This is a genomic window from uncultured Phenylobacterium sp., assembly GCF_902826855.1.
Classification (GTDB): Bacteria; Pseudomonadota; Alphaproteobacteria; order Caulobacterales; family Caulobacteraceae; genus Phenylobacterium.
Window position 1 is genome coordinate 25,502 of record NZ_CADEGK010000002.1, and the last position, 19,838, is coordinate 45,339.

The window sequence follows — 19,838 nt, forward strand, 5'->3', positions numbered from 1 at the left end:
ATTGAGCTCCATGACCCTCGTCAGATCCGGTCTGGCGCCGTCCGGCATCACCGGGGCAGGCGGTCGGCGACCTTCGCGATCCCGGCCCGCGCGCAGACCTCGTCCTTGTCGCCGCCTGGCGCGCCGCCGACACCCAGCGCCGCGACGATGGCGCCGTCGGCGTAGAAAGCCACCGCGCCCGGCAGCGCCATCACGTGATCGACCTGGGCGAGACGCGGCGCATAAGGGTTGGTCTTCACGAGTTCGAAGAGCGCGCCCGAGGTGTCGAACCCGAACTCCGGGCCGAGGGTGACCACGGTGAACGCCTTCTCGAAGCTCGACTGGCCGGTGTGGACGGTCGCGCCGTCGCCCCGCAGCACCACCTGGGGAATGCCGTCCATGTCCACGACGGTTGCGGTGACCCGGTAGCCCCGCAGGCCGCACACGCGGACCGCCTCCGTCGACGCCTCGAGCGCCAGGTCGAGGGGGAGCGCGTAGCGGTAGGGGCCTGGCGGCTTCGGTGCGGCCAGGCTCGCCGGGCCGGAGGCGGCGACCGCCAGGACGGCGCTGGCGGCGATCAGGGTTTTCATGGGGTCTCCATTGTCGCGCGGGCCTATGGGGGATGGTCGGCTCAGCGCGCCGCCAGACGCCCGAGGTGGACGGCGAGGCGGGTCTCGACGTCGCCTGGCGCCTGGAAGCCCTTCTCGGTGAGGGCCGCGATGCCCTCCTGCGCCGCCGGTCGGCCGAGCGACGCGATGCAGGCCTCCCAGCCGGCGCCCAGTTCGACATCCGGCGACAGGCTGGTGTTCACCAGGCGTTTGGTCTGGGCGATCGCCCACTTGTCGAAGCGCGCGATCCGGTTGGCGATCGCGTCGACGTGGTCATCCAGCTCAGCGTCGGGTAGGGCGCGGTTGATGTAGCCCCAGGCTTCGGCCTGATCGGCGCGGATGTCTTCGGACGTCAGCAGGACTTCCAGAGCCCGGTTCCGTCCGATGAGCTGCGGCAGCCGGGCCATGGGTCCGCCGCCGGCGACCATGCCGACGCCGACTTCCCACTGCGACAGGATCGCCGTCTCGCGGCTGGCGAAGGCCATGTCGCAGGACAGGACGATCTCGCTGCCGTTGCCCGTCGCCCGTCCGCGGATCAGGGCGATCGAGCACACCGGGGCCCGGGTCAGGCGCACGAGGAAGTCCGGCCACGGCGGCAGGCCGGTCGGCCCGGGCGGGAGAGCGAGCAGATCCTCCAGAGGCGCCCTGAAATCCGAGTGGTTCAGGAAGACGCCTTCGACGGCGCTGTCGAACACGACGACGCGAAGGCCCGGGGCAGCCTCGATCTCATCGATCAGCCCCGCGAACTCGCGGACCATCTGTGGACCCATCACGTTCAGCGGCGGGTTGTCGAAGGTGACCCGCCAGCAGGCGGAGCTGCGCCGGACCACACGGATCTGAGCAGGCGCTGCCTGGGCGTTCATTGAGACCTCCTCGGCCGTTGCGTGCAGGACTGCAGACAGATTGCGCGCTGAGGGCCGCGACGCGATTGGACGAAGGTCTCGCCGACACCAAGGTGTCAGCCGCACGTTCCGCCGCCACCGGGTGAGCGCCCGGCCGAACGCTTCGAACGCGGCGGCCCGGGCGTTGGACGGCTACTGACGGCGGAACTTAGTGGCGACGAAAAAGGCCCGCTAGCGCGGCCCCATCTGCAGGCCGCCGCGTTCCGCCACGAAGTCGACGACCTGGTCGACGCCCATGACACGCGTCAGGTCGGTGAACACGAACGGCCGATCGCCTCGCTGGCGGGCGGCGTCGCGACGCATCACCTCGATGTCGGCGCCCACATAGGGCGCGAGATCGGTCTTGTTGATGATCAGGAGGTCCGACCGGCTGATCGCTGGACCGCCCTTGCGGGGGATCTTCTCGCCCTGGCAGACGCTGACCACGTAGAGCGTGAGGTCGGCCAGGTCCGGAGAGAAGGTGGCCGCCAGGTTGTCGCCGCCGGACTCGATGAAGATCACCTCCAGGTCCGGGAACCGCGCGCTCATCTCGCGGACGGCGGCGAGGTTGATGGAGGCGTCCTCACGGATGGCGGTATGCGGGCAACCGCCGGTCTCCACCCCCATGATGCGCTCCTCGGGCAAGGCCTGCAGGCGCGCCAGGATCAGGGCGTCTTCGCGGGTGTAGATGTCATTGGTTATGACGGCGATCGACCAGCGGCCGCGCATCGCCTTGCAGAGCTTCTCCACCAGGGTGGTCTTGCCGGCGCCCACCGGGCCGCCGACACCGACGCGAAGGGGACCGTGGATCATGAGAGGAACAGCCTTCCGTCCAGGGTTTCGTGCCGCATGGCGGCGATGTCGGCGGCGATCGCGCAACCGCCCAGGTCGTCCTCGCTAGCGGTCGCCGCGCGGGCGGCCAGATTGGCGATGCGAGGCGCGATCCGGGCCAGGATACGCACCGCTCCCGCTTGGCCGCACAGGGACAGCCGCACGCCGGCGGCGATCAGGTTGGCGGCGAAGCCCGTGAGATAGGCGGCGATGGCGTCGGTCGCGGGCGCGCCCAGGGCCGCCGTGCTCCACCCTGCCGTGACGGGGTAGGGCGTGGCTTCCAGTCCCGGTGGCGCCAGGGCCGGCCAACCTTCGCGCACGGCGGCGACGAAAGCGTCGCCCTGGCCCAGGGTCTCGGCTCTTCGCTCGCGTGAAGAACAGAGGGCCATGGCCAGGACGCCGACGTCACGCCAGGCGCCGACGTCGCGCGTCTGGCCCGCGTTCCAGGCGAGGTTCATCAGCACGGCGTCCGACCAGCCCCCACCGCGCATCAGCACGTCCTCCAGCCACGCCCCCAGCCAGGCTTCGTCCGCAGCCGGATGGGCCGCGGCCGCCTCGAGCCCATGCGACCAGGCGAATCCACCGGTGGGGAAGGCTGGCGAGAACCAGGCGAACAGCAGGGCCGGAAGCGCCGCTGGGCCGGGGTCAGTGTCCATGGGCGTGGCCGTGGCCGGGGTGATGGCCATGCGGGATGTGCGCGCCGCCGTAGGCCCCGCCTTCCGGATCGAAGGGCGCGTCCAGCTCACGGACGGTCGCCCCCAGGCCCGCCAGCATCTCGGCGATGACATGGTCGCGCCGGATGAGGATGCGGTCTGCTTCGACCTGCGCCGCCAGGTGGCGGTTGCCGATGTGCCAGGCCAGGCGCAGGAGCGCGGGCGCGTCGGTGGCGCGAACCTCCAGCAGGGCCTCCTCGCGGGCCGTCACTTCCACCAGCCGGCCGTCTTCCAGGCGCAGCGCCGAGCCGCCCGCGAGCCGACGGCTCTCCGGGAAATCCAGCATGAACCGCGTGCCGTGTTCGGCCGTCAGCACCAGGCGGCGTCTATGGCGATCGTCGTAGTCCAGGCAGATGTGGTCGGCGGCGTGTCCGCGCCATTGGCCGGGGTCCAGCACCTCGATGACGCGATGCGGGGTCAAAACAGAAAATACCTTTGCGCCATGGGCAGGACATCCGCCGGTTCGCAGACCAGCAGTTCGCCGTCGGCGCGTACTTCATAGGTCTCGGGATCGACCTCCATATGGGGCGTGGCGCTGTTGTGGATCATCGAGGCCTTGCCGATCCCGCCGCGGGTGTTGTTCACCGCCAGGAGGGATTTCTGGGCGCCGATACGGCCGGCCAGGCCGTCGTCCACGGCGGCCTGGGACACGAAGGTCACCGACGAGCGGATGAGCGCGCCGCCATAGGCCGCGAACATCGGCCGATAGTGCACGGGCTGGGGCGTCGGGATCGAGGCGTTGGGGTCGCCCATCAGCGCACAGGCGATGGACCCGCCCAGCAGGACCATGTCGGGCTTCACCCCGAAGAACGCCGGGCTCCACAGCACCAGATCGGCGCGTTTGCCGGCCTCCACCGAGCCGATGTGGCGGGACAGGCCGTGGGCGATGGCCGGGTTGATCGTGTACTTGGCGATGTAGCGCTTCACGCGCGCATTGTCGGCCGCGCCGTCGCCGGGCAGCGCGCCGCGCTGGAGCTTCATCTTGTGGGCGGTCTGCCAGGTTCGCAGGATCACCTCGCCCACGCGACCCATGGCCTGGCTGTCGGAGGAGATCACCGAGAAGGCCCCGATGTCGTGCAGGATGTCCTCGGCGGCGATGGTCTCGCGCCGGATGCGGCTCTCGGCGAAGGCCAGATCCTCGGGGATCGAGGGGTCCAGGTGGTGGCACACCATCAACATGTCGAGGTGCTCGTCCACCGTGTTGCGCGTGTAGGGCCGCGTCGGGTTGGTGGATGAGGGGATCACATTCGGCAGGCCGCAGATCTTGATGATGTCGGGGGCGTGGCCGCCGCCGGCGCCTTCGGTGTGGAAGGCGTGGATCGTGCGGCCATTGATGGCGGCCACCGTGTCCTCGACGAAGCCGGCTTCGTTGATGGTGTCGGTGTGGATCATCGCCTGCACGTCGTATTCGTCCGCGACAGACAGGCAGCAGTCGATGGCCGCCGGTGTCGTGCCCCAGTCCTCGTGCAACTTCAGCGCGCAGGCGCCGGCGAGGATTTGCTCCACCAGGCCCTCGGGTCGCGATGCGTTGCCCTTCCCTGCGAAGCCGATGTTCATGGGGAAGGCGTCGGCCGCCTGGATCATTCGGGCCAGGTGCCAGGGCCCGGGGGTGCAGGTGGTGGCGTTGGTGCCGGTGGCGGGGCCCGTGCCGCCGCCCAGCATGGTGGTGATCCCGCTGGCCAGCGCCTCCTCGATCTGCTGGGGGCAGATGAAGTGGATGTGGGCGTCCATGCCGCCGGCCGTGAGGATCTTGCCCTCGCCGGCGATCACTTCGGTGCCCGGCCCGATGATGATGTCGACGCCGTCCTGGATGTCCGGATTGCCGGCTTTGCCGAGCCGGACGATCAGCCCATCCTTCAGGCCCACGTCGGCTTTCACGATGCCCCAGTGGTCGATGATCAGGGCATTGGTGATGACCGTGTCGACGGCGCCCTGGGCGCGCGTGACTTGGCTCTGGCCCATGCCGTCGCGGATGGTCTTGCCCCCGCCGAATTTAACCTCCTCGCCGTAGGTGGTGAAGTCGAGTTCCACCTCCACGAACAGCTCCGTGTCGGCCAATCGCACGCGGTCGCCAACCGTGGGGCCGTACATGCCGGCGTAGGCTGCGCGGGAGAGCCGCATGGCCATCAGAGGTCGCCCATCGCGGCGCCGCGGAAGCCGATCACTCTTCGCGCGCCGGTGAAGGGGATCAGGGTCACCTCCCGCGACTGGCCCGGCTCGAAACGGACAGCCGACCCCGAGGGCGCGTCCAGCCGCAGCCCCCAGGCGGCCTCGCGGTCGAACCGCAGGGCGGGATTTGTTTCCGCGAAGTGGTAGTGGCTGCCGACCTGGATCGGCCGATCGCCGGCGTTGGCGACCAGCAGGACCAGCGTCGCCGCGGCGCCGTTCAGGACGACCTCGCCGTCACCGGGGATGATCTCGCCGGGAATCACGGCTGGCCGATCAAGCCCAGCGCCAGCGCGCCCAGCGCGACAACGCCGCCGAGGAGGCGCGCTACCGGCGGGCGGCGAAGCCGTAGTGCGATCAGCCACAAGCCGAGGCTTGCGGCGACCAGCAGGGCGGCGGAAGCCACGACGTGATCGGGGCCGGTGTGCGGATGGGCCAGGCCCGAGGCAAGGACGGCCTCGCCGTGGCCGGGATGGCCGAGGGCGGGGCCGACGGCCAGGAGCGCGGCCGTCACGGCGGAGGCCAGAACAACGGCTGTCTTCATGGGGGTCCCTTCGGGTTCACCGGATAGGCTCGTGGACGGTCACGAGTTTGGTTCCATCAGGAAACGTCGCTTCGACCTGGACGTCGTGGATCATCTCGGCCACGCCCTCCATCACCTGGCCGCGGCTCACCACGTGGGCGCCCGTCTCCATCAATTCGGCCACGGTGCATCCATCGCGGGCGCCTTCCACGACGAAATCGGCGATCAGCGCCATGGCCTCGGGGTAGTTCAACTTGACCCCACGCTCCAGGCGCCGGCGCGCCACGATCGCCGCCATGCTGATCAGCAGCTTGTCCTTTTCGCGCGGAGAAAGGTTCACGCTGTCACACCGTCCAAAGACGCGGTGGCAGGGCGCCTCCGCGAAGCGCCGCCATCACGGCCATCAGGGTTTGCCGCAGGTCGCGTGCGTCCGCGGTGGCGATGCGGCAGATCAGCTTTCCGTCCCATGCGCTCGCTCCGCCGTTGTCGCCCAGAACCTGGAGCACGGCGTCGAGAACGGCCTCAGCGTCCTCGGCGATCAACAGCACGAGAGCGAAGGCGGCGGCGTCGCGCAGCAGGGCAGGGCGCCCGGCTGTTGAGGGCCCAGCATCGAGGCGAAGCTCGTCTGCGAATATTAGTCGTTCACCCCATTGCACGCGCCAACGGTCGCGCAACCGGGCGCGGATCGCGGTTTCGCCCATGGCGTGACGGCCGAGCACGACCGCCTCGGTGGCCAGCAGGCGCGCCCCCGGCGCCAGACGCACGTCGAAGCGACGTTCAAGGCGTGCGCCCTCGAAGAGGATGGTCTCCTGCGGCAGCCATTCCAGGCTCGCACCGGCGGCCAGATCGATCCGCACCGCGACACTGGCCGGGTCGTCGCTGGCTGCGCGATAGACCTTCTCGCAGGCTTGTGTGACCACCCGACAACGTGCGCCCTCGACCAAGTCGACGCCCCAGGCGAATCGGTCGCCGCCCGCTAGCCCGCCAGCGGTGTTCAGCAGCACCGCCTCGCGCGTGTTGTCCTCGGTCCGGCAGAACCGGATCTTGGCCGACCCGGACTGATGGAGCCGCTCCAGCGCAACTCCGGGCCCCGCTCGGAACCAGCCCTCGCCCACGGCCCGCTGCGGCGAAGGCGTCGCGGCGCGGGAAGCTGGGAGCATGTCCATCGGGCGAAACTGGCGACTGACGATCGCCCTGTCCACACGTGGGCCGCAGGAAACCGCGCAGCTACGCGCTTTGACGTATTCAAAATTCGCCCAGGAAAACGATCGTTGAGATCTCGATCGCATTCGGACCGGAGAGAAGATTCTCCGAGCGATGCGGTCATGTGCCGGGGGATAGACTTATGCGAGACAACTCTGCCTTCACCTATGCTTGCCGGCGCATGTTCTGCGCAGGCGTCGGAGCGGCGGCGCTGATGGCTCCGTTGAGCGCGGCTCATGCCGGCGGACTGATCAAGATCGGCGACGGCGATCAGTCCATCAGCATCGGCCTGGGCATCCGCGCCAGCGCCAACAGCGACGAGCACGGCGCCTCCGACGGCTCCCGCTCCACGGATGTCAGTCTGGACAGCGTCCGCCTCTACGTGAACGCCGAAGTCACCAAGACGATCGGGGCCACCTTCAACACCGAGAAGGACGGCGACGACGACATCAAGGTCCTGGACGGCTACGTCCGCTGGCAGCCGATGGATGAGTTCAACGTCTGGGTCGGCCGCATGCTGCCGCCGAGTGACCGCGCGAACCTCGACGGCCCCTACTACCTCAGCTCCTGGAACTACCCCGGCGTGGTGTCGCAATACCCCGCCAAGTTCGCCGGGCGCGACAACGGGGTCACGGTCTGGGGAAAGGTGTTCGACAAGAAGCTGACCTATGCCGTCGGCGTGTTCAACGGCCACAACAGGGCCCTTACCGCGTCGAACAAGGGCCATGAGCCGCTCTTCGCGGGGCGCGTCGCCTACAACTTCCTCGAGGTCGAGGACAACCCGGGCTACTACACCAGCAGCACCTACTACGGCTCTGCCGACATCTTCACGGTGGCGTTCGCGGTGCAGTCCCAGAAGAACGGCGTGGGCACCGCGCTGGTCCGCGGCGACTACACGGCCTGGAACGTCGATGTTCTTTTCGAGAAGAAGGTCATGGACGGCGGCGCCATCACGCTGGAGGGCGCCTACTACGACTATGACACCGATGGGGTGCTGGACGTGCCGCCCGGCTTCGGCGGCGCGGGCCCGACCGACAACGTCGGCGGGATCGTCGACGGCAAGGCCTTCCTGGCTTCGGCGGCCTTCCTCTTTCCGACCGAAGTCGGGCCCGGCAAGTTCCAGCCAGTCGTCCGCTATCAGGAGTTCGATCCCAGGGTCGGCCCCACGGTCGAGGCCTACGACATCGGCCTGAACTACATCATCAAGGGTCACAACGCCCGGCTGTCCGCGGTCTGGCAGCATGTCGATGCCGGGGCCGCCGACAACGACCGGCTCACCGCCGGCGTCCAGCTGCAGTTCTAGAGGCAAGGCGCCGGTCGGTTTTTCCGCGAAGCCGACCGGACCGGGGTCGGCGTGCAGGAAGGTTGTTCCCCGCCTTTCTCGCCGGCCGAAGCGGGGCCAGGTCCGGCTGGAGCGGATCTGGCCCCGGCTCTTCTGCGCCTCAGTTGGAGATCACCCGCGTGGCGATGGCCGCTGCGGCGGCGCGGTTCTCCACCCCCAACTTGGTGAAAACCTGCTCCAGGTGCTTGTTCACGGTGCGTGGACTGATGCCGAGGATCTCAGAGATGTCGCGGTTCGACTTCCCGGCTGCAATCCAGACCAGCACCTCGGATTCACGGATGGTCAGGCCGAGCGCCGAGCGCAGCAGGTTGGCCTCGCGGCCTTCGATCAGCTGGCTGAGCCGGAAGTAGGAGGCGTCGTCCGCCCCGCCCACATAGGCCACCTCCAGCGTCGCCGCCCCGCTCTCTATCCGGGCCGAGGGAATGCCCGCCTCGTGGCGGCGCTGAATGAGGCCGCAGAGCGCCTTGCCGAGCGTCGAGGGCAGGCCGTCGCCGTCGTTGGGGCCGAGTGCGGCCAGCATTGCCTCGGTCTGGGGCGTCCGCCACAGCAACCGGCCGGCGCCATCGGTCGCCAGCATCGCGCGCCCAGCCACGTCCAGGGCGACCCGGGCGCTGTGCGCGATGCGAGCGGTCGCCAGGTGGACGCTGATCCGCGCCGCCAGTTCATCCAGGATGATCGGCTTGGTGACATAGTCCACGCCGCCGGCGTGGAGGCCCTCGATGACGTGTTCGGTCTCCGCCAGCCCGGTCAGGAAGATCACGGGCAGGTGGGCCAGGTCGGGGTTGGCCTTCATCCGTCGGCAGACCTCGAAGCCGCTCATACCCGGCATCACCGCGTCCAGCACCACAAGGCCGGGCCGCGCCTGGGCGGCCAAGGCCAGTGCGCTCTGGCCGTCCGCCGCCGGCAGCACGTTGAACTGCGCCTGGCGCAGGCCTGCGGCCAACATGTCGCGGGTCTCGGCGTCGTCGTCGACCACCAGGATGAGGTCGCGCGTGTCCGGTGTCACGTGGATGCGGCCTCCTCGCCGGCCTTCGTCCATTCCAGGTTGAGCAGGGTCCTCAGGCGGTCAAACAGGTCATCCACCTCGTAGGGCTTGAGCAGGTAGTCGTCGTGCGGGTCGTCCTCGCGCCAGCCTCGCGAGAAATCGTGGGCGTTGGCCGAAATCATCAGGATCGATAGCTCATCGCCGTGCTCGTCACGCAACGCCCGGGCCGCGTCCCAGCCGTTCATTCCGGGCATCGCGATGTCCATGATCACCAGGTCGGGAGGGTCGCGACGCGCCGCCTCCAGCGCCTGCTCCCCGTCACGGGCGAAAGCCAGTTCAAATTCGAGCGACTGCAGAAACTGGCGCACCAGGTCGAGGTGGGTCGGGTCGTCGTCGGTGACCAGGATGCGGCGGCGGCGGCCCAGGTAGCCGCCGATCCGCATCGTATCGGCGCCGCCCTTGGCCGGCGGCGGGGTGTCGCTGAGGAACAGCTTGACGGTGAACGCACTGCCAACGCCGAGCTCGCTGCGAACGGTGATGTCGCCGCCAAGCACCACGGTCAGCACCTTGGTTATGGTCAGCCCCAGGCCGACCCCCGGCCGACCCGCCGCCCGGCCCAGCCGTTCGAACGGTTCGAAGATGCGTTCAAGATCCTGCTTGGCGATGCCCATGCCGGTGTCGGAGACGACGAACTCGGCCGTGTGGCCGCGCCACTCGACGGTCAACGCCGCCTCGCCGGCATCGGTGTACTTGATGGCGTTGGACAGCAGGTTGATCAGCACCTGCCGCAGGCGTTTCTCGTCCACATAGATGTGCGTGGGCAGGGTGTCGGGCCAGGAATGGCGGAAGGCGAGGCCCTTGCTGGTCGCCTGCAGGCGGAACATGTCCACGATCTGGTTGAGCAACTCGATCAGGTTCACCCGGCTGCGCTCAAGCCGCAGCGCGCCGTTTTCGATGCGCGAGATGTCCAGGAGGCCATTCACGAGGTCGGACAGGTGGGTGGCGCTGCGGCGGATCACCCGGACCGCGTCGGCGGCGTGCGCCGGATCGCGTTCCAGCAGCTGGGCGTAGCCGGATATGGCGTTGAGCGGCGCACGGATTTCATGGCTGACGCCGACGATGTAGCGGCTCTTGGCGAGGTTGGCGTGTTCGGCCGCCTCCTTCGCTTTCTGCAGGGCGGCGTCGGTGCGCTGATGGGCTTCGATCTCCTCCAGCAGCATTGTCGTCTGGCGATCGCTCTCGCTCTCCGCGACACGCTGGTTCTCGCGGGCCAGGACGAAGAACCAGCCGGCGAACGAGGCGAGTGAGAACAGCGCCAGGAACACCATTACCAGGGTGTTGCGGATCGCGTCGGGGTCGGCCGCGCCGCGCGCTTGCTGGTAGTAAATCGCCCCCAGCACCGCCCACAGCGCCAGGGCCGACAGCAGCAGCACGCCCAGAAAGCGCGCCACCACGGCATAGCCGCCCTCGGTGAGGCGAGCCGGTGCGATCCGCCGCAGCAGGCCGGCGGCCTGCTCCACCACCTGTGAGTCTTCCTTGCAGGCGTCGTGGCAGCGCGCCTCCAGCGTGCAGCAGAGCGAGCAGATCGGCCCGGCGTAGACCGGGCAGAACGCCATGTCGGGCCGCTCGAAGGCGTTTTCGCAGACCGTGCAGACCAGCTCTGTCTGCGGCTGCGCGGGCAGGCTGTCCTCCCGCGCCAGGTAGTAGCGGCTGCGGGTGAGCCAAGCGATGGTCGGGGCCAGGCCGAACGCCACGCCCAGCCCAATGAGCGGCGACAGCGCCTGGGCGGTGGACCCCAGGGCGCCCAACGAAAGTGCGGTGGTGACGGCCAGCGATCCGCCCATGGCGCCCACGCCCACAGGATTGACGTCGTAGAGGTGAGCCCGCTTGAACTCGATGCCCTTGGGACTGAGACCAAGGGGCTTGTTGATCAGGAGGTCGGCGGTGACCGCCCCCATCCAGGCGACGGCGAAATTGGCGTAGATCGTCAGGATCTTCGCCACCACCGTGACGATCCCCACCTCCATGAGCAGGAGCGCCACGGCGATGTTGAAGACCAGCCAGACCACTCGGCCCGGGTGCCGGTGGGTGAGGCGGGAGAAGAAGTTTGAGGCCGCGATCGAGCCGGCGTAGGCATTCGTGACGTTGATCTTGACCTGGCAAACCGCGACGAACAGGCCGGTCAGCACGAGGGCCGCCGTCGGGCTGCTCAGCAGGCCCTGGAAGACGATGTTGTAGAGGGCCGCTGGCGCTGTGGCGTCGGCGAACGGCAGGCCGCGGCCGATGGCGACATAGGCCAGGGCAGAGCCGATCAGGATCTTCACGCCGCCCAGCAAAATCCAGCCGGGACCTGCAAGGGTCAGGGCGGTCCACCAGCCCCGGTTCGGCCCGTCCGTCCGCTTCGGCGGGAGGAAACGCAGATAGTCGACCTGTTCGCCAATCTGCGGGAGCAGCGAGAGCAGCACAGCAAAACCGGAGGCGAACATCGCCAGGTCGAACCCGCGTCCGGCGATCGGACTGTAGCGGACCCAGCCGTCCAGCTGGGTGTGGTTGAGCGCCAGGTAGACCAGCGGGGCCAACTGCAGCACCAGCCAGATCGGCTGGCTCCAGGTCTGCATCCAGCTGATGCGACGCACCCCGTAGGCGGCGATAGGGATCACCACCACGGCGCTGATGACATAGCCCAAGGCCAGAGGGATCTGGAAACACAGCTTGAGCGCGGCGGCCATGATCGCCGCCTCGATGGCGAACAGGATGAAGGTGAAGCCCGCGTAGATCGCTGAGGTGATCGTGGAGCCGATGTAGCCGAACCCCGAGCCGCGGGTCAGCAGGTCCATGTCCACGCCGTAGCGGGCGGCGTAGTAGCAGATTGGAAATCCCGTCACCACGATGACGCCGGCCATGGCGATCAGCGCGGCGAGCGCGTTGATGAAGCCGAACTCCAGGGTGATGGTCGCCCCCACGGCCTCGCAGGCCAGGAAGGCGATCGAACCCAGCGCGGTGTTGGCGATCCGCGACAGGGGCCATCGGCGGGCGCCTTCGGCGGTGAAGCGCAGCGCGAAGTCCTCAAGGGTCTGGTTGGCGGCCCACTGGTTGTATTGCCGTCGTGTGCGCACCACCCGCTGTCGGCGCTCCACCACACGCCGGGGCGGGTTCGAATCGCGGATCGGCTCGGCGGTCATCGGCAGGTCATGGCGGGTCCTGGTGCGCAGTCCAAGGTCGGCCGGCCGTCCTGGAAACGGAATGCGTCCGAGGGGTCTGAAGCGATGCGGCGCTCCGCCTGCCGTGAAATCGGGCGCTCAACGGGCTGCTCGTGGCACTTCGGCAGGATTTGGGTCTTTCGGGCGGCGGCCGGGGGAACGTGCGCAGCAATGTCCCGACGTGATCCGCTCGAGACATGGGGCGTTTGACGTATTGTCCGATCCCGTCGGTGCGCGGGTCGAGACCCCGTCCAACGCCTACGTCAAATGGCGCATGCCGACCTTCGGCGCCCCCTGCACATAGTCCTGGTCACATCGGATCGCCCGGCATGACGCCGGTCGTCCGGCGATACTTTTGCAGAGGGGTCTGAGAAATGGTCATGGGGGTGAAGGCAGGGCGCTTGGTCGCGGTTCTGCTGATGGGCGCGGCCTTGGTGGCCTGTCAGAAGAAGGAAGAGGGCCCGGCGGCGGCGGCTGCCGGTGAAACCGTCAAGGTCGGCGTCCTCCACTCGCTGAGCGGCACGATGGCCATCAGCGAGGTGACGGTGAAGAACTCCACCCAGATGGCGATCGACGAGATCAATGCCGCGGGCGGGGTGATGGGCAAGAAGATCGAGGCCATCGTCGAGGATGGCGCCTCCGACCCCTCCATCTTCGCTCAGAAGGCGGCCAAGCTGACCGACGGCGACAAGGTGGTCACGGTGTTCGGCGGTTGGACCTCGGCCAGCCGCAAGGCGATGCTGCCGGTCTTCGAGAAGGCCAAGAACCTCCTGTGGTACCCCGTGCAGTTCGAGGGCAACGAGTGCTCGCCGAACATCATGTACTCGGGCGCCCAGCCGAACCAGCAGATGCTGCCGGCCTTGGCCTGGGCGAAGGAGAAGGGCTTCAAGACCTACTTCCTCGTCGGCTCCGACTACGTCTTCCCCCGCACGGCCAACCTGATCGCCCGCAAGCACATCGAAGGCGGCGGCATGAAGGTCGTGGGCGAGGAATATCAGGCGCTGGGCGGCACCGAGTTCTCCGGTGTGATCGCCAAGATCAAGGCGGCAAAGCCCGAGTTCGTCCTCAACACCCTGAACGGCGACTCCAACGTGGCCTTCTTCAAGCAGATGGCGGCCGCCGGCCTGACTCCGGACAAGGTTCCGATCATGTCGCTCTCCATCGCCGAAGAGGAAGCGCTGTCCATGGGACCTGCGCTGGTGAAGGGATCCTATGCGTCCTGGAACTACTTCGAGACCCTGGATAGCCCCGAGAACGCCAAGTTCATCGAGGCCTACCGCGCCAAGTTCGGGGCCGACAAGGTCACCAGCGACCCGATGGTCCACGGCTATGTCGACGTCTACATCTGGAAGGCCGCCGTCGAGAAGGCCAAGTCCTTCGACCCTGCCGCCGTCCGCGCCGCCGCGGTGACCCTGGAGTCGATCCCGACGCCGCTGGGTGCGGTGAAGTTCATGGCCAACAACAGCTTGGTCCAGACCGGTTACATCGGACAGCTCGACGCGGCCGGCAAGTTCAAGGTGATCTGGACCTCGCCAGCTCCGATCGAACCCGAGCCCTACGACCCGGTCACCTTCCCCGGCAAGACCTGCACGATCAGCTGATCGCAAGCACCGCGTAGAGAGCTGGACCTCCGATGGACCCGACCTTCCTCCTGGGACAAGTCTTCAACGGCTTGAGCGTCGGGTCCATCTACATCCTGGCTGCGCTGGGCCTGGCGCTCAGCTTCGGCCTGATGCGGGTCATCAACATGGCCCACGGCGAGATCGTGATGCTGGGCGGCTACATCGCCTTCCTCACCATCAAGCTTGTCCCCGGACCCCTGGGCATACCCGCCGCCATAGTGGCGGCGCTGATCGGGGGCGGCCTGCTGGGCGCACTCCTCGAAACCACCCTGGTGAGCCGGCTCGCGGACCGCCCGCTGGACACGCTGCTGGCCACCTGGGGCGTCAGCCTCATCGTCCAACAGGCCGCCCGCGACCTCTTCGGCGCCACCGGGGTCTCGGTCACTGCGCCCGCATGGCTGGACGGGGCGATCAACGTCGGACCCTTGTCGCTGCCGCTGGCGCGCCTGTTCATCCTGCTGGTCGCGGCGCTGGCGCTGGGCGGGCTGGCGGTGCTGCTCAAGACGAGCCGCATCGGCCTGCTGGTACGCGCCGCCAACCAGGATCGGGCTACGGCCTCGGCCATGGGTGTCAGCGTGCGGCAGGTGGACATGTTCGTCTTCGCTCTGGGTTCAGGGGTGGCGGGCGTCGCTGGCGTGGTGCTGGCGCTGCTGGGCCCCGTGACGCCTACCGCGGGCCAGAGCTACATCGTGACGGCCTTTCTGGTGGTGATCCTGGGCGGCCTGGGCAGCATCGTGGGATCGGCCATCGCCGCCCTGATGATCGGCATCGTCTCGGCCATGGCCCAGGTGTTCGTCGACGCCAGCTTCGCCCAGGTGGTGACCCTCGTCTTCGTGATCATCTTCCTTCAGTTCCGGCCGCAGGGCGTGATCGCCGTCCGGTCCCGCGCCCTGGACGACTGACCCATGACGCTGTCCCCCATCAAGCTCGTCGGCGGCCTGGCGGCCCTCGCCCTGGCGCTGGCGGCCCCCTTCTTCCTGTCGTCCTACGACCTCAGCCTGACCGGCCGGTTCCTGGCGCTGTCGCTGACGGCCATGGGCCTGGTGCTGATCTGGGGCCATGGCGGCATCCTCAGCCTGGGGCAGGGGATGTTCTTCGGGCTCGGCGGCTACGTGCTGGCGATGCACCTGAAACTGGTGGCTCTGGATGTGGGCGAAGCCACGCCGGACTTCATGGTCTGGTCGAACGTCGCCGCGCTGCCCTGGTGGTGGGCGATCTTCAAGAGCCCTCTGGTTACGATGCTGGGCATCGTCATCGTGCCGGGGCTGGCGGCGGCGGCGCTGGGCTGGCTGGTGTTCCGCCGGCGCATCGGTGGCGTCTATTTCGCCCTGATCACCCAGGCGGTGACCCTCGCCTTCTCCACGCTGCTGATCAGCCAACAGGGGATGACAGGCGGCTTCAACGGCCTGACCAACTATAAGACCCTGCTCGGGTTCGACTTGAACGATGCGGCTGTGATCCGCGGCGTCTACTGGGTGACCGTGGCGTTCGTCGCCGCGGCGTTCCTCGGCGGCTCGTGGCTGCTGAGCTCCCGCTTCGGACGCCTGCTGCGGGCGACACGCGACAACACCAACCGCGTGCGTTTCCTCGGTTATGACCCCACGCCCTACAAGATCGTCGCCTTCACGCTCGCCGGCGTTCTGGCGGGGCTGTCGGGCGCTCTCTTCGCGCTCCACGCCGGCGTGATCTCGCCGGCCCTGGTGGCCGTGACGCCGTCGATCGAGATGGTGGTCTGGGCCGCGATGGGCGGACGCACCAGCCTCGCCGGCGCCATCGCCGGCGCCCTGGCCGTCAACTTCGCCAAGGATAAGATCTCGAGCGTCTTCCCGGAGTTCTGGCTCTACGTTCTGGGGATCGTGTTCATCCTCGTCGTGACGGTGATGCCCAAGGGCCTGGCCGGCCTGTTCCCGACCCGGACGCGCAACACCGAGGCCGACGCGCCCGTCGTTCCCGCCGCACCCAAGGAGGTCGCCACGTGAGCGCCCCCCTGCTGCAGCTCGAGGGCGTTACGGTCGACTTCGACGGCTTCAAGGCCCTGAACGACCTGTCGCTGTCGCTGGAGCCCGGCAGCCTGACCATCGTCATCGGCCCCAACGGCGCCGGCAAGTCGACCATGTGCGACACCATCATCGGCCGCGTGCGTCCCACGGCGGGGCGGGTGCTGCTGCGCGGCGAGGACATCTCCAAGCTGCGCGAGGACCGCATCGTGGGGCTGGGCGTCTGCCGCAAGTTCCAGACGCCGGGCGTGCTGGTGGGCCTCAGCGTGATCGACAACCTGGCCATCGCCGCCACCAAGGACCGGCGCTGGTGGAAGAGCTTCACCCTCGCCGGGCCGGCGGCCGGCCGCGAGCGGGCCGAGCAGGTGCTCGAGATGATCGGGCTTGCCGACCGCCGCGACGTACTGGCCGGCGAACTGTCGCACGGGGAGAAGCAGTGGCTGGAGATCGGCATGGTGGTCGCCACCGACGCCGAACTGATCCTGCTGGACGAACCCACCGCCGGAATGGGAGCGGCCGAGTCCACCAGGACAGCCCAGATCATCCTGGGGCTGGTCGGCAGGCACGCGGTGCTGGTGATCGACCACGACATCGACTTCGTCGAGCAGATGGGCGGCCATGTCGCGGTGCTGCACCAGGGTTCGCTGTTCAAGGAAGGATCGTTGGCCGAGGTCCGCAGCGACGCGGACGTCGCCTCCATCTACCTGGGAAGGCCACGCGCATGAGCCAGTTGTTGAACTTGCGAGCCGTGGACGTGGCCTACGGCAAGAGCCAGGTCCTCTGGGACGTGGCGCTCGACATGAGGAAGGGCGAAGCGGGCGCGATTCTGGGGCGCAACGGCGTGGGCAAGACGACCCTCTTGAAAACCATCGTGGGACAACTGCGGCTGCTGAAGGGCCAAGTCTTCCTCAACGAGATCGACGTCAGCCGGCGCCAGGCGCACGAACGAGCCAGGACCGGCGTCGGCTTCGTCCCCCAGGGACGTCACGTGTTCCCCCACCTCACAGTCGAGGAGAATCTGAACGTCGGGCTCTCAGCCCTTTCGCCCCGCAAGGGCAAGCACCCGAAGAAGATCCCACCTTACATCTTCGACTTGTTCCCAAAGCTGCGCGACATCTCGCAGCGCAAGGCCGGCGTGCTGTCCGGCGGAGAGCAACAGCAGCTGGCGATCGGCCGCGCGCTCGCCGGGCGGCCGGACCTCCTGATCCTCGACGAGCCGACGGAGGGCATCCAACCCAACATTGTCCAGCAGATCGAACGCGCGCTTTCCACCATCCGCAGTGAGCTGGGCGTGGGCGTGTTGATCGTCGAGCAGAACCTGGATTTCGCCTGGGCCTTCGCCGACCACTACTTCGTCATGCAGCGGGGGCGGATCGTGCAGCAGGGCCGCGTGGCCGAAACCTCCACGGCGGACATCGCCCACCTGATCCAGGTGTAGCGGCGAAGTGGGGTGATGGGCTTGGAGCACCGCCGAGGGCCACTCGCGAGCGGCGAAACGATGTTGGCGGGTTGATTGGCGGTGAGCGTCGATGGTCGAAGGTGCGCACTACGGGCCCGTCGCGAGATCGCCTCCTGTCGGCGCGCGGCTTTCGCCGAGCGGCTCTGCGAAAAATGGGCTGTCCGGCGGTCGCGTCGACGTTTAGTTCACGGAGAACGTTGATCGCTCAGAGGAGATCGAGGATGACCGGGGAAGTTGAGAAGGCGCCTGTGGCGGCAGTGCTGGACGATGACGCGCTCGACACGACGGTCGGGGCTGGCGACACCTCCACCGGTGGCCGGTTCATGCTCGATGTCGCCGGCCACAATGTCGGCTACGCCGCCCCAACGCCGCCCAAGCCGCCGACGAGGGGCTAGCGGTACATTCTTCGCGTCGCCATGAGGGCGCAACGTCCTTGCGATGAGCCAAGCCGAGCGCGCTGCCTCCCAAGGGACGACGCTGAGGTCAGTGCTCGCGGCCTCCAAGGAGGTTCATGAGCCGGACGAAGCGATCGCCGGCCTGCTGCAGCGTATCCAGCAGACCTTCGTCCAGCTCATCGCCAGCGGCCCCCTCCGTGGTCGCCGAGCGCAGTCGATCTGACAGGAAGATCGCGAGAGCGCGATAGAAGCGCGCCGCGAAGCCCGGGTCCTGCTCAAAGACCGCCAGCAAGGCCTCGCGCGGCACCGCGAGGACCTGGGACGCCGCGATCGCGGTGACGGAGGCGCTCGGCAGCCGCTTTTCAACGAACGACATCTCACCCACGACGTCGCCGATCGCCATGGTCGACAGCCGGCTGCCACCCGGCGTCGACACGACGAGTTCGCCTTCGGTCACGAAGTAGAGGTCGCGGACCTCTCGGCCGGCGGTGATCAACTGTTCGCCCTTCGCGAGCGTCCGCGTGGCGCCGTTGCGCGCCAGCCAACCGATATCGCGGTCGTCCAGCTCCCCCAGGATGTAAAGCGCCTTGCGCACGTCAGTCCTCCAGCAACTGCCGGCGCGAGAGCGCAGCGAACGCTCCGTTGCGGGCCATGAGTTCTTCGTAGCTGCCTGTCTCCACGAACCTGCCGCCCTCCAGCACGCAGATCCGATCGGCCTTGCGGACCGTCGACAGGCGATGGGCGATGGTCACGCGGGTCGCGTGCAGGCTGTCGAGCGTCTGGGCGACGACCGACTGGGTGGCGTTGTCGAGTGCGCTGGTCGCCTCGTCGAAGAACAGGATCCGGGGCTCAGCGGCGATCGCCCGAGCGATCAGGATTCGCTGCCGCTGTCCCCCCGACAGGGTGTCGCTCCCCTCGGTGATGGGGGTGTGCAGGCCAAGGGGCATCTGCTTGATGTCCGGCGCCAGCCCGGCCCGTTCCGCCGCGACCCGGCACTGCTCAAGGCTTGCTCCGCTGGCGCCGCGGATATTGTCGTTGATCGAGCCGGCGAACAGCTTGCTCGACTGCAGGACCACGCCGATCTGGGAGCGGACCCGCGACGGATCCAGGCTCGAGAGCTCCTGGCCGTCATAGGTCAGCGAGCCGGTGCGGGGACGCTCAAACCCCAGCAACAGCCGCAGAATGGTCGACTTGCCAGAACCCGAACCACCGACGATGGCCAGGTGTTCACCGGGTCGGATCGCGAAGCTGAGGCCGTCGAGTAGCGGGGCGCCGGCGTCCGAGTAGGTGAAGCTCAGGCCGCTCGCCTGGATGTCGCCGGTCAGCCGCCCAGGGTCGGCGCGGCCGACCCCCGCCTCCGGCGCCGCGCTGAAGATCGGTTGGGCGCGTTCGGCCTGCGGGCGCACGGCGTACATCGCCAGCATCGACTCGCAGAACGCGGCAAACGCGCTCTGGAAGACCGCGAACGCCACCAGGAAGGCGATGAACACCCCGGGCTGCAGGTCTCGCGCGGCCAGCAAGATGGCCACGGCGAAGACGCCCATCAGGGTCACGATGCTCCAGCTGTCGGCGAAGGCTGCGAAATGGGCGCCGACGCGTTCGCCGCGCAGCGTCGCGGCCCGTTCGCCGGCATAGCCGGCCCGCCAGCGCGCAAAGATGCGCGCCTCGGCGGCCGAGGATCGCAGCTTCGGAATACCCTCGAGGATCTCGAACGTCAGGCTGGCGAGCCGTCCGTCGCGCTCCGCCGCTTCGCGCAGCGGGCCGGCCTGGGCGATCCGGCTGGCGGCCACGGCGGCGGCGTAGACTAGGGTCAGGGCCAGTCCCGCCAGGGCCATGCGCACGTCGTAGACGAAGAGCAGAACGAGGTAGACCGCCGCGAACACCAGGGTGAGGCTGGCGTTCAGGATGGTGTTGGTCATCAGCGTCCGGATGCC

21 protein-coding genes are annotated in these 19,838 nt (G+C 68.2%); 7 read left to right on the plus strand and 14 right to left on the minus strand.

Annotation, left to right across the window (positions count from 1 at the left end):
- Positions 1-47: 47 nt before the first annotated feature.
- The 10 genes from QZV94_RS00560 to QZV94_RS00605 form a co-directional block, all read right to left on the minus strand.
- Positions 48-569 (minus strand): heme-binding protein, encoded by a 522-nt coding sequence (locus tag QZV94_RS00560; RefSeq protein ID WP_293675843.1) that lies wholly within the window; start codon positions 567-569, stop codon positions 48-50.
- A gap of 41 nt (positions 570-610) precedes the next feature.
- On the minus strand, positions 611-1,450 hold the full coding sequence (locus QZV94_RS00565; protein WP_293675844.1) for an enoyl-CoA hydratase/isomerase family protein: 840 nt from the start codon (positions 1,448-1,450) through the stop codon (positions 611-613).
- Between the two features lie 210 nt (positions 1,451-1,660).
- The gene (gene ureG / locus QZV94_RS00570; protein ID WP_293675845.1) at positions 1,661-2,281 is read right to left on the minus strand and encodes an urease accessory protein UreG; all 621 of its coding nucleotides are present in this window, start codon (positions 2,279-2,281) and stop codon (positions 1,661-1,663) included.
- On the minus strand, positions 2,278-2,955 hold the full coding sequence (locus QZV94_RS00575; protein WP_293675846.1) for an urease accessory protein UreF: 678 nt from the start codon (positions 2,953-2,955) through the stop codon (positions 2,278-2,280). Before QZV94_RS00575 ends, ureG begins: the two co-directional genes overlap by 4 nt.
- Positions 2,945-3,433, minus strand: a complete 489-nt coding sequence (locus tag QZV94_RS00580) for an urease accessory protein UreE (RefSeq protein ID WP_293675847.1) — start codon at positions 3,431-3,433, stop codon at positions 2,945-2,947. Before QZV94_RS00580 ends, QZV94_RS00575 begins: the two co-directional genes overlap by 11 nt.
- Positions 3,430-5,133: an urease subunit alpha gene (ureC, locus tag QZV94_RS00585; protein ID WP_293675848.1), complete on the minus strand. Its 1,704-nt coding sequence runs from the start codon at positions 5,131-5,133 to the stop codon at positions 3,430-3,432. Before ureC ends, QZV94_RS00580 begins: the two co-directional genes overlap by 4 nt.
- Before the next feature lie 5 nt (positions 5,134-5,138).
- On the minus strand, positions 5,139-5,444 hold the full coding sequence (locus QZV94_RS00590; RefSeq protein ID WP_293675849.1) for an urease subunit beta: 306 nt from the start codon (positions 5,442-5,444) through the stop codon (positions 5,139-5,141).
- Positions 5,441-5,722, minus strand: a complete 282-nt coding sequence (locus QZV94_RS00595) for a HupE/UreJ family protein (RefSeq protein WP_293675850.1) — start codon at positions 5,720-5,722, stop codon at positions 5,441-5,443. The genes QZV94_RS00590 and QZV94_RS00595 overlap by 4 nt, the downstream gene beginning before the upstream one ends.
- Positions 5,723-5,738: 16 nt before the next feature.
- Positions 5,739-6,041, minus strand: a complete 303-nt coding sequence (locus tag QZV94_RS00600; RefSeq protein ID WP_293675851.1) for an urease subunit gamma — start codon at positions 6,039-6,041, stop codon at positions 5,739-5,741.
- Positions 6,042-6,045: 4 nt separating this feature from the next.
- The gene (locus tag QZV94_RS00605) at positions 6,046-6,867 is read right to left on the minus strand and encodes an urease accessory protein UreD (protein WP_293675852.1); all 822 of its coding nucleotides are present in this window, start codon (positions 6,865-6,867) and stop codon (positions 6,046-6,048) included.
- A 179-nt stretch (positions 6,868-7,046) separates the two neighbouring features.
- Between QZV94_RS00605 and QZV94_RS00610 the strand changes: the two genes are divergently transcribed.
- The gene (locus tag QZV94_RS00610) at positions 7,047-8,207 is read left to right on the plus strand and encodes a hypothetical protein (RefSeq protein WP_293675853.1); all 1,161 of its coding nucleotides are present in this window, start codon (positions 7,047-7,049) and stop codon (positions 8,205-8,207) included.
- Positions 8,208-8,346: 139 nt separating this feature from the next.
- Here QZV94_RS00610 and QZV94_RS00615 read toward each other — a convergent pair whose 3' ends face one another.
- Positions 8,347-9,252, minus strand: coding sequence for a response regulator (locus QZV94_RS00615; RefSeq protein ID WP_293675854.1), 906 nt, complete (start codon positions 9,250-9,252; stop codon positions 8,347-8,349).
- On the minus strand, positions 9,249-12,413 hold the full coding sequence (locus QZV94_RS00620; protein WP_293675855.1) for an ATP-binding protein: 3,165 nt from the start codon (positions 12,411-12,413) through the stop codon (positions 9,249-9,251). Before QZV94_RS00620 ends, QZV94_RS00615 begins: the two co-directional genes overlap by 4 nt.
- Positions 12,414-12,811: 398 nt before the next feature.
- On the opposite strand from QZV94_RS00620, the gene urtA reads away from it, so the two are divergent.
- From urtA to QZV94_RS00650, 6 genes are all read left to right on the plus strand, one after another.
- Positions 12,812-14,032 (plus strand): urea ABC transporter substrate-binding protein, encoded by a 1,221-nt coding sequence (urtA, locus tag QZV94_RS00625; RefSeq protein ID WP_293675856.1) that lies wholly within the window; start codon positions 12,812-12,814, stop codon positions 14,030-14,032.
- Positions 14,033-14,064: 32 nt separating this feature from the next.
- Positions 14,065-14,955 (plus strand): urea ABC transporter permease subunit UrtB, encoded by an 891-nt coding sequence (gene urtB, locus QZV94_RS00630; RefSeq protein WP_293675857.1) that lies wholly within the window; start codon positions 14,065-14,067, stop codon positions 14,953-14,955.
- Positions 14,956-14,958: 3 nt separating this feature from the next.
- On the plus strand, positions 14,959-16,032 hold the full coding sequence (gene urtC, locus QZV94_RS00635; RefSeq protein ID WP_293675858.1) for an urea ABC transporter permease subunit UrtC: 1,074 nt from the start codon (positions 14,959-14,961) through the stop codon (positions 16,030-16,032).
- Entirely contained in the window at positions 16,029-16,775 is a 747-nt protein-coding gene (urtD, locus tag QZV94_RS00640) for an urea ABC transporter ATP-binding protein UrtD (RefSeq protein WP_293675859.1), read from the plus strand. The genes urtC and urtD overlap by 4 nt, the downstream gene beginning before the upstream one ends.
- Positions 16,772-17,488, plus strand: coding sequence for an urea ABC transporter ATP-binding subunit UrtE (gene urtE / locus QZV94_RS00645; protein WP_293675860.1), 717 nt, complete (start codon positions 16,772-16,774; stop codon positions 17,486-17,488). Before urtD ends, urtE begins: the two co-directional genes overlap by 4 nt.
- Before the next feature lie 242 nt (positions 17,489-17,730).
- Positions 17,731-17,904 (plus strand): hypothetical protein, encoded by a 174-nt coding sequence (locus tag QZV94_RS00650; RefSeq protein ID WP_293675861.1) that lies wholly within the window; start codon positions 17,731-17,733, stop codon positions 17,902-17,904.
- A gap of 88 nt (positions 17,905-17,992) precedes the next feature.
- Here QZV94_RS00650 and QZV94_RS00655 read toward each other — a convergent pair whose 3' ends face one another.
- Positions 17,993-18,499, minus strand: a complete 507-nt coding sequence (locus tag QZV94_RS00655) for a cyclic nucleotide-binding domain-containing protein (RefSeq protein WP_293675862.1) — start codon at positions 18,497-18,499, stop codon at positions 17,993-17,995.
- A gap of 1 nt (position 18,500) precedes the next feature.
- Positions 18,501-19,838: ATP-binding cassette domain-containing protein (locus QZV94_RS00660; RefSeq protein ID WP_293675863.1), on the minus strand; the 1,338-nt coding region annotated here is incomplete at its 5' end.

Coding starts and splice junctions, on each gene's coding strand:
- ureC (WP_293675848.1), bottom strand. CDS start 5,133: ATGCGGCTCTCCCGCGCAGCCTACGCCGGCATGTACGGCCCCACGGTT.
- urtE (WP_293675860.1), top strand. CDS start 16,772: ATGAGCCAGTTGTTGAACTTGCGAGCCGTGGACGTGGCCTACGGCAAG.
- QZV94_RS00620 (WP_293675855.1), bottom strand. CDS start 12,413: ATGACCGCCGAGCCGATCCGCGATTCGAACCCGCCCCGGCGTGTGGTG.
- QZV94_RS00595 (WP_293675850.1), bottom strand. CDS start 5,722: ATGAAGACAGCCGTTGTTCTGGCCTCCGCCGTGACGGCCGCGCTCCTG.
- QZV94_RS00575 (WP_293675846.1), bottom strand. CDS start 2,955: ATGGACACTGACCCCGGCCCAGCGGCGCTTCCGGCCCTGCTGTTCGCC.
- QZV94_RS00565 (WP_293675844.1), bottom strand. CDS start 1,450: ATGAACGCCCAGGCAGCGCCTGCTCAGATCCGTGTGGTCCGGCGCAGC.
- urtC (WP_293675858.1), top strand. CDS start 14,959: ATGACGCTGTCCCCCATCAAGCTCGTCGGCGGCCTGGCGGCCCTCGCC.
- ureG (WP_293675845.1), bottom strand. CDS start 2,281: ATGATCCACGGTCCCCTTCGCGTCGGTGTCGGCGGCCCGGTGGGCGCC.
- QZV94_RS00605 (WP_293675852.1), bottom strand. CDS start 6,867: ATGGACATGCTCCCAGCTTCCCGCGCCGCGACGCCTTCGCCGCAGCGG.
- QZV94_RS00610 (WP_293675853.1), top strand. CDS start 7,047: ATGCGAGACAACTCTGCCTTCACCTATGCTTGCCGGCGCATGTTCTGC.
- urtA (WP_293675856.1), top strand. CDS start 12,812: ATGGGGGTGAAGGCAGGGCGCTTGGTCGCGGTTCTGCTGATGGGCGCG.
- urtB (WP_293675857.1), top strand. CDS start 14,065: ATGGACCCGACCTTCCTCCTGGGACAAGTCTTCAACGGCTTGAGCGTC.
- QZV94_RS00560 (WP_293675843.1), bottom strand. CDS start 569: ATGAAAACCCTGATCGCCGCCAGCGCCGTCCTGGCGGTCGCCGCCTCC.
- QZV94_RS00650 (WP_293675861.1), top strand. CDS start 17,731: ATGACCGGGGAAGTTGAGAAGGCGCCTGTGGCGGCAGTGCTGGACGAT.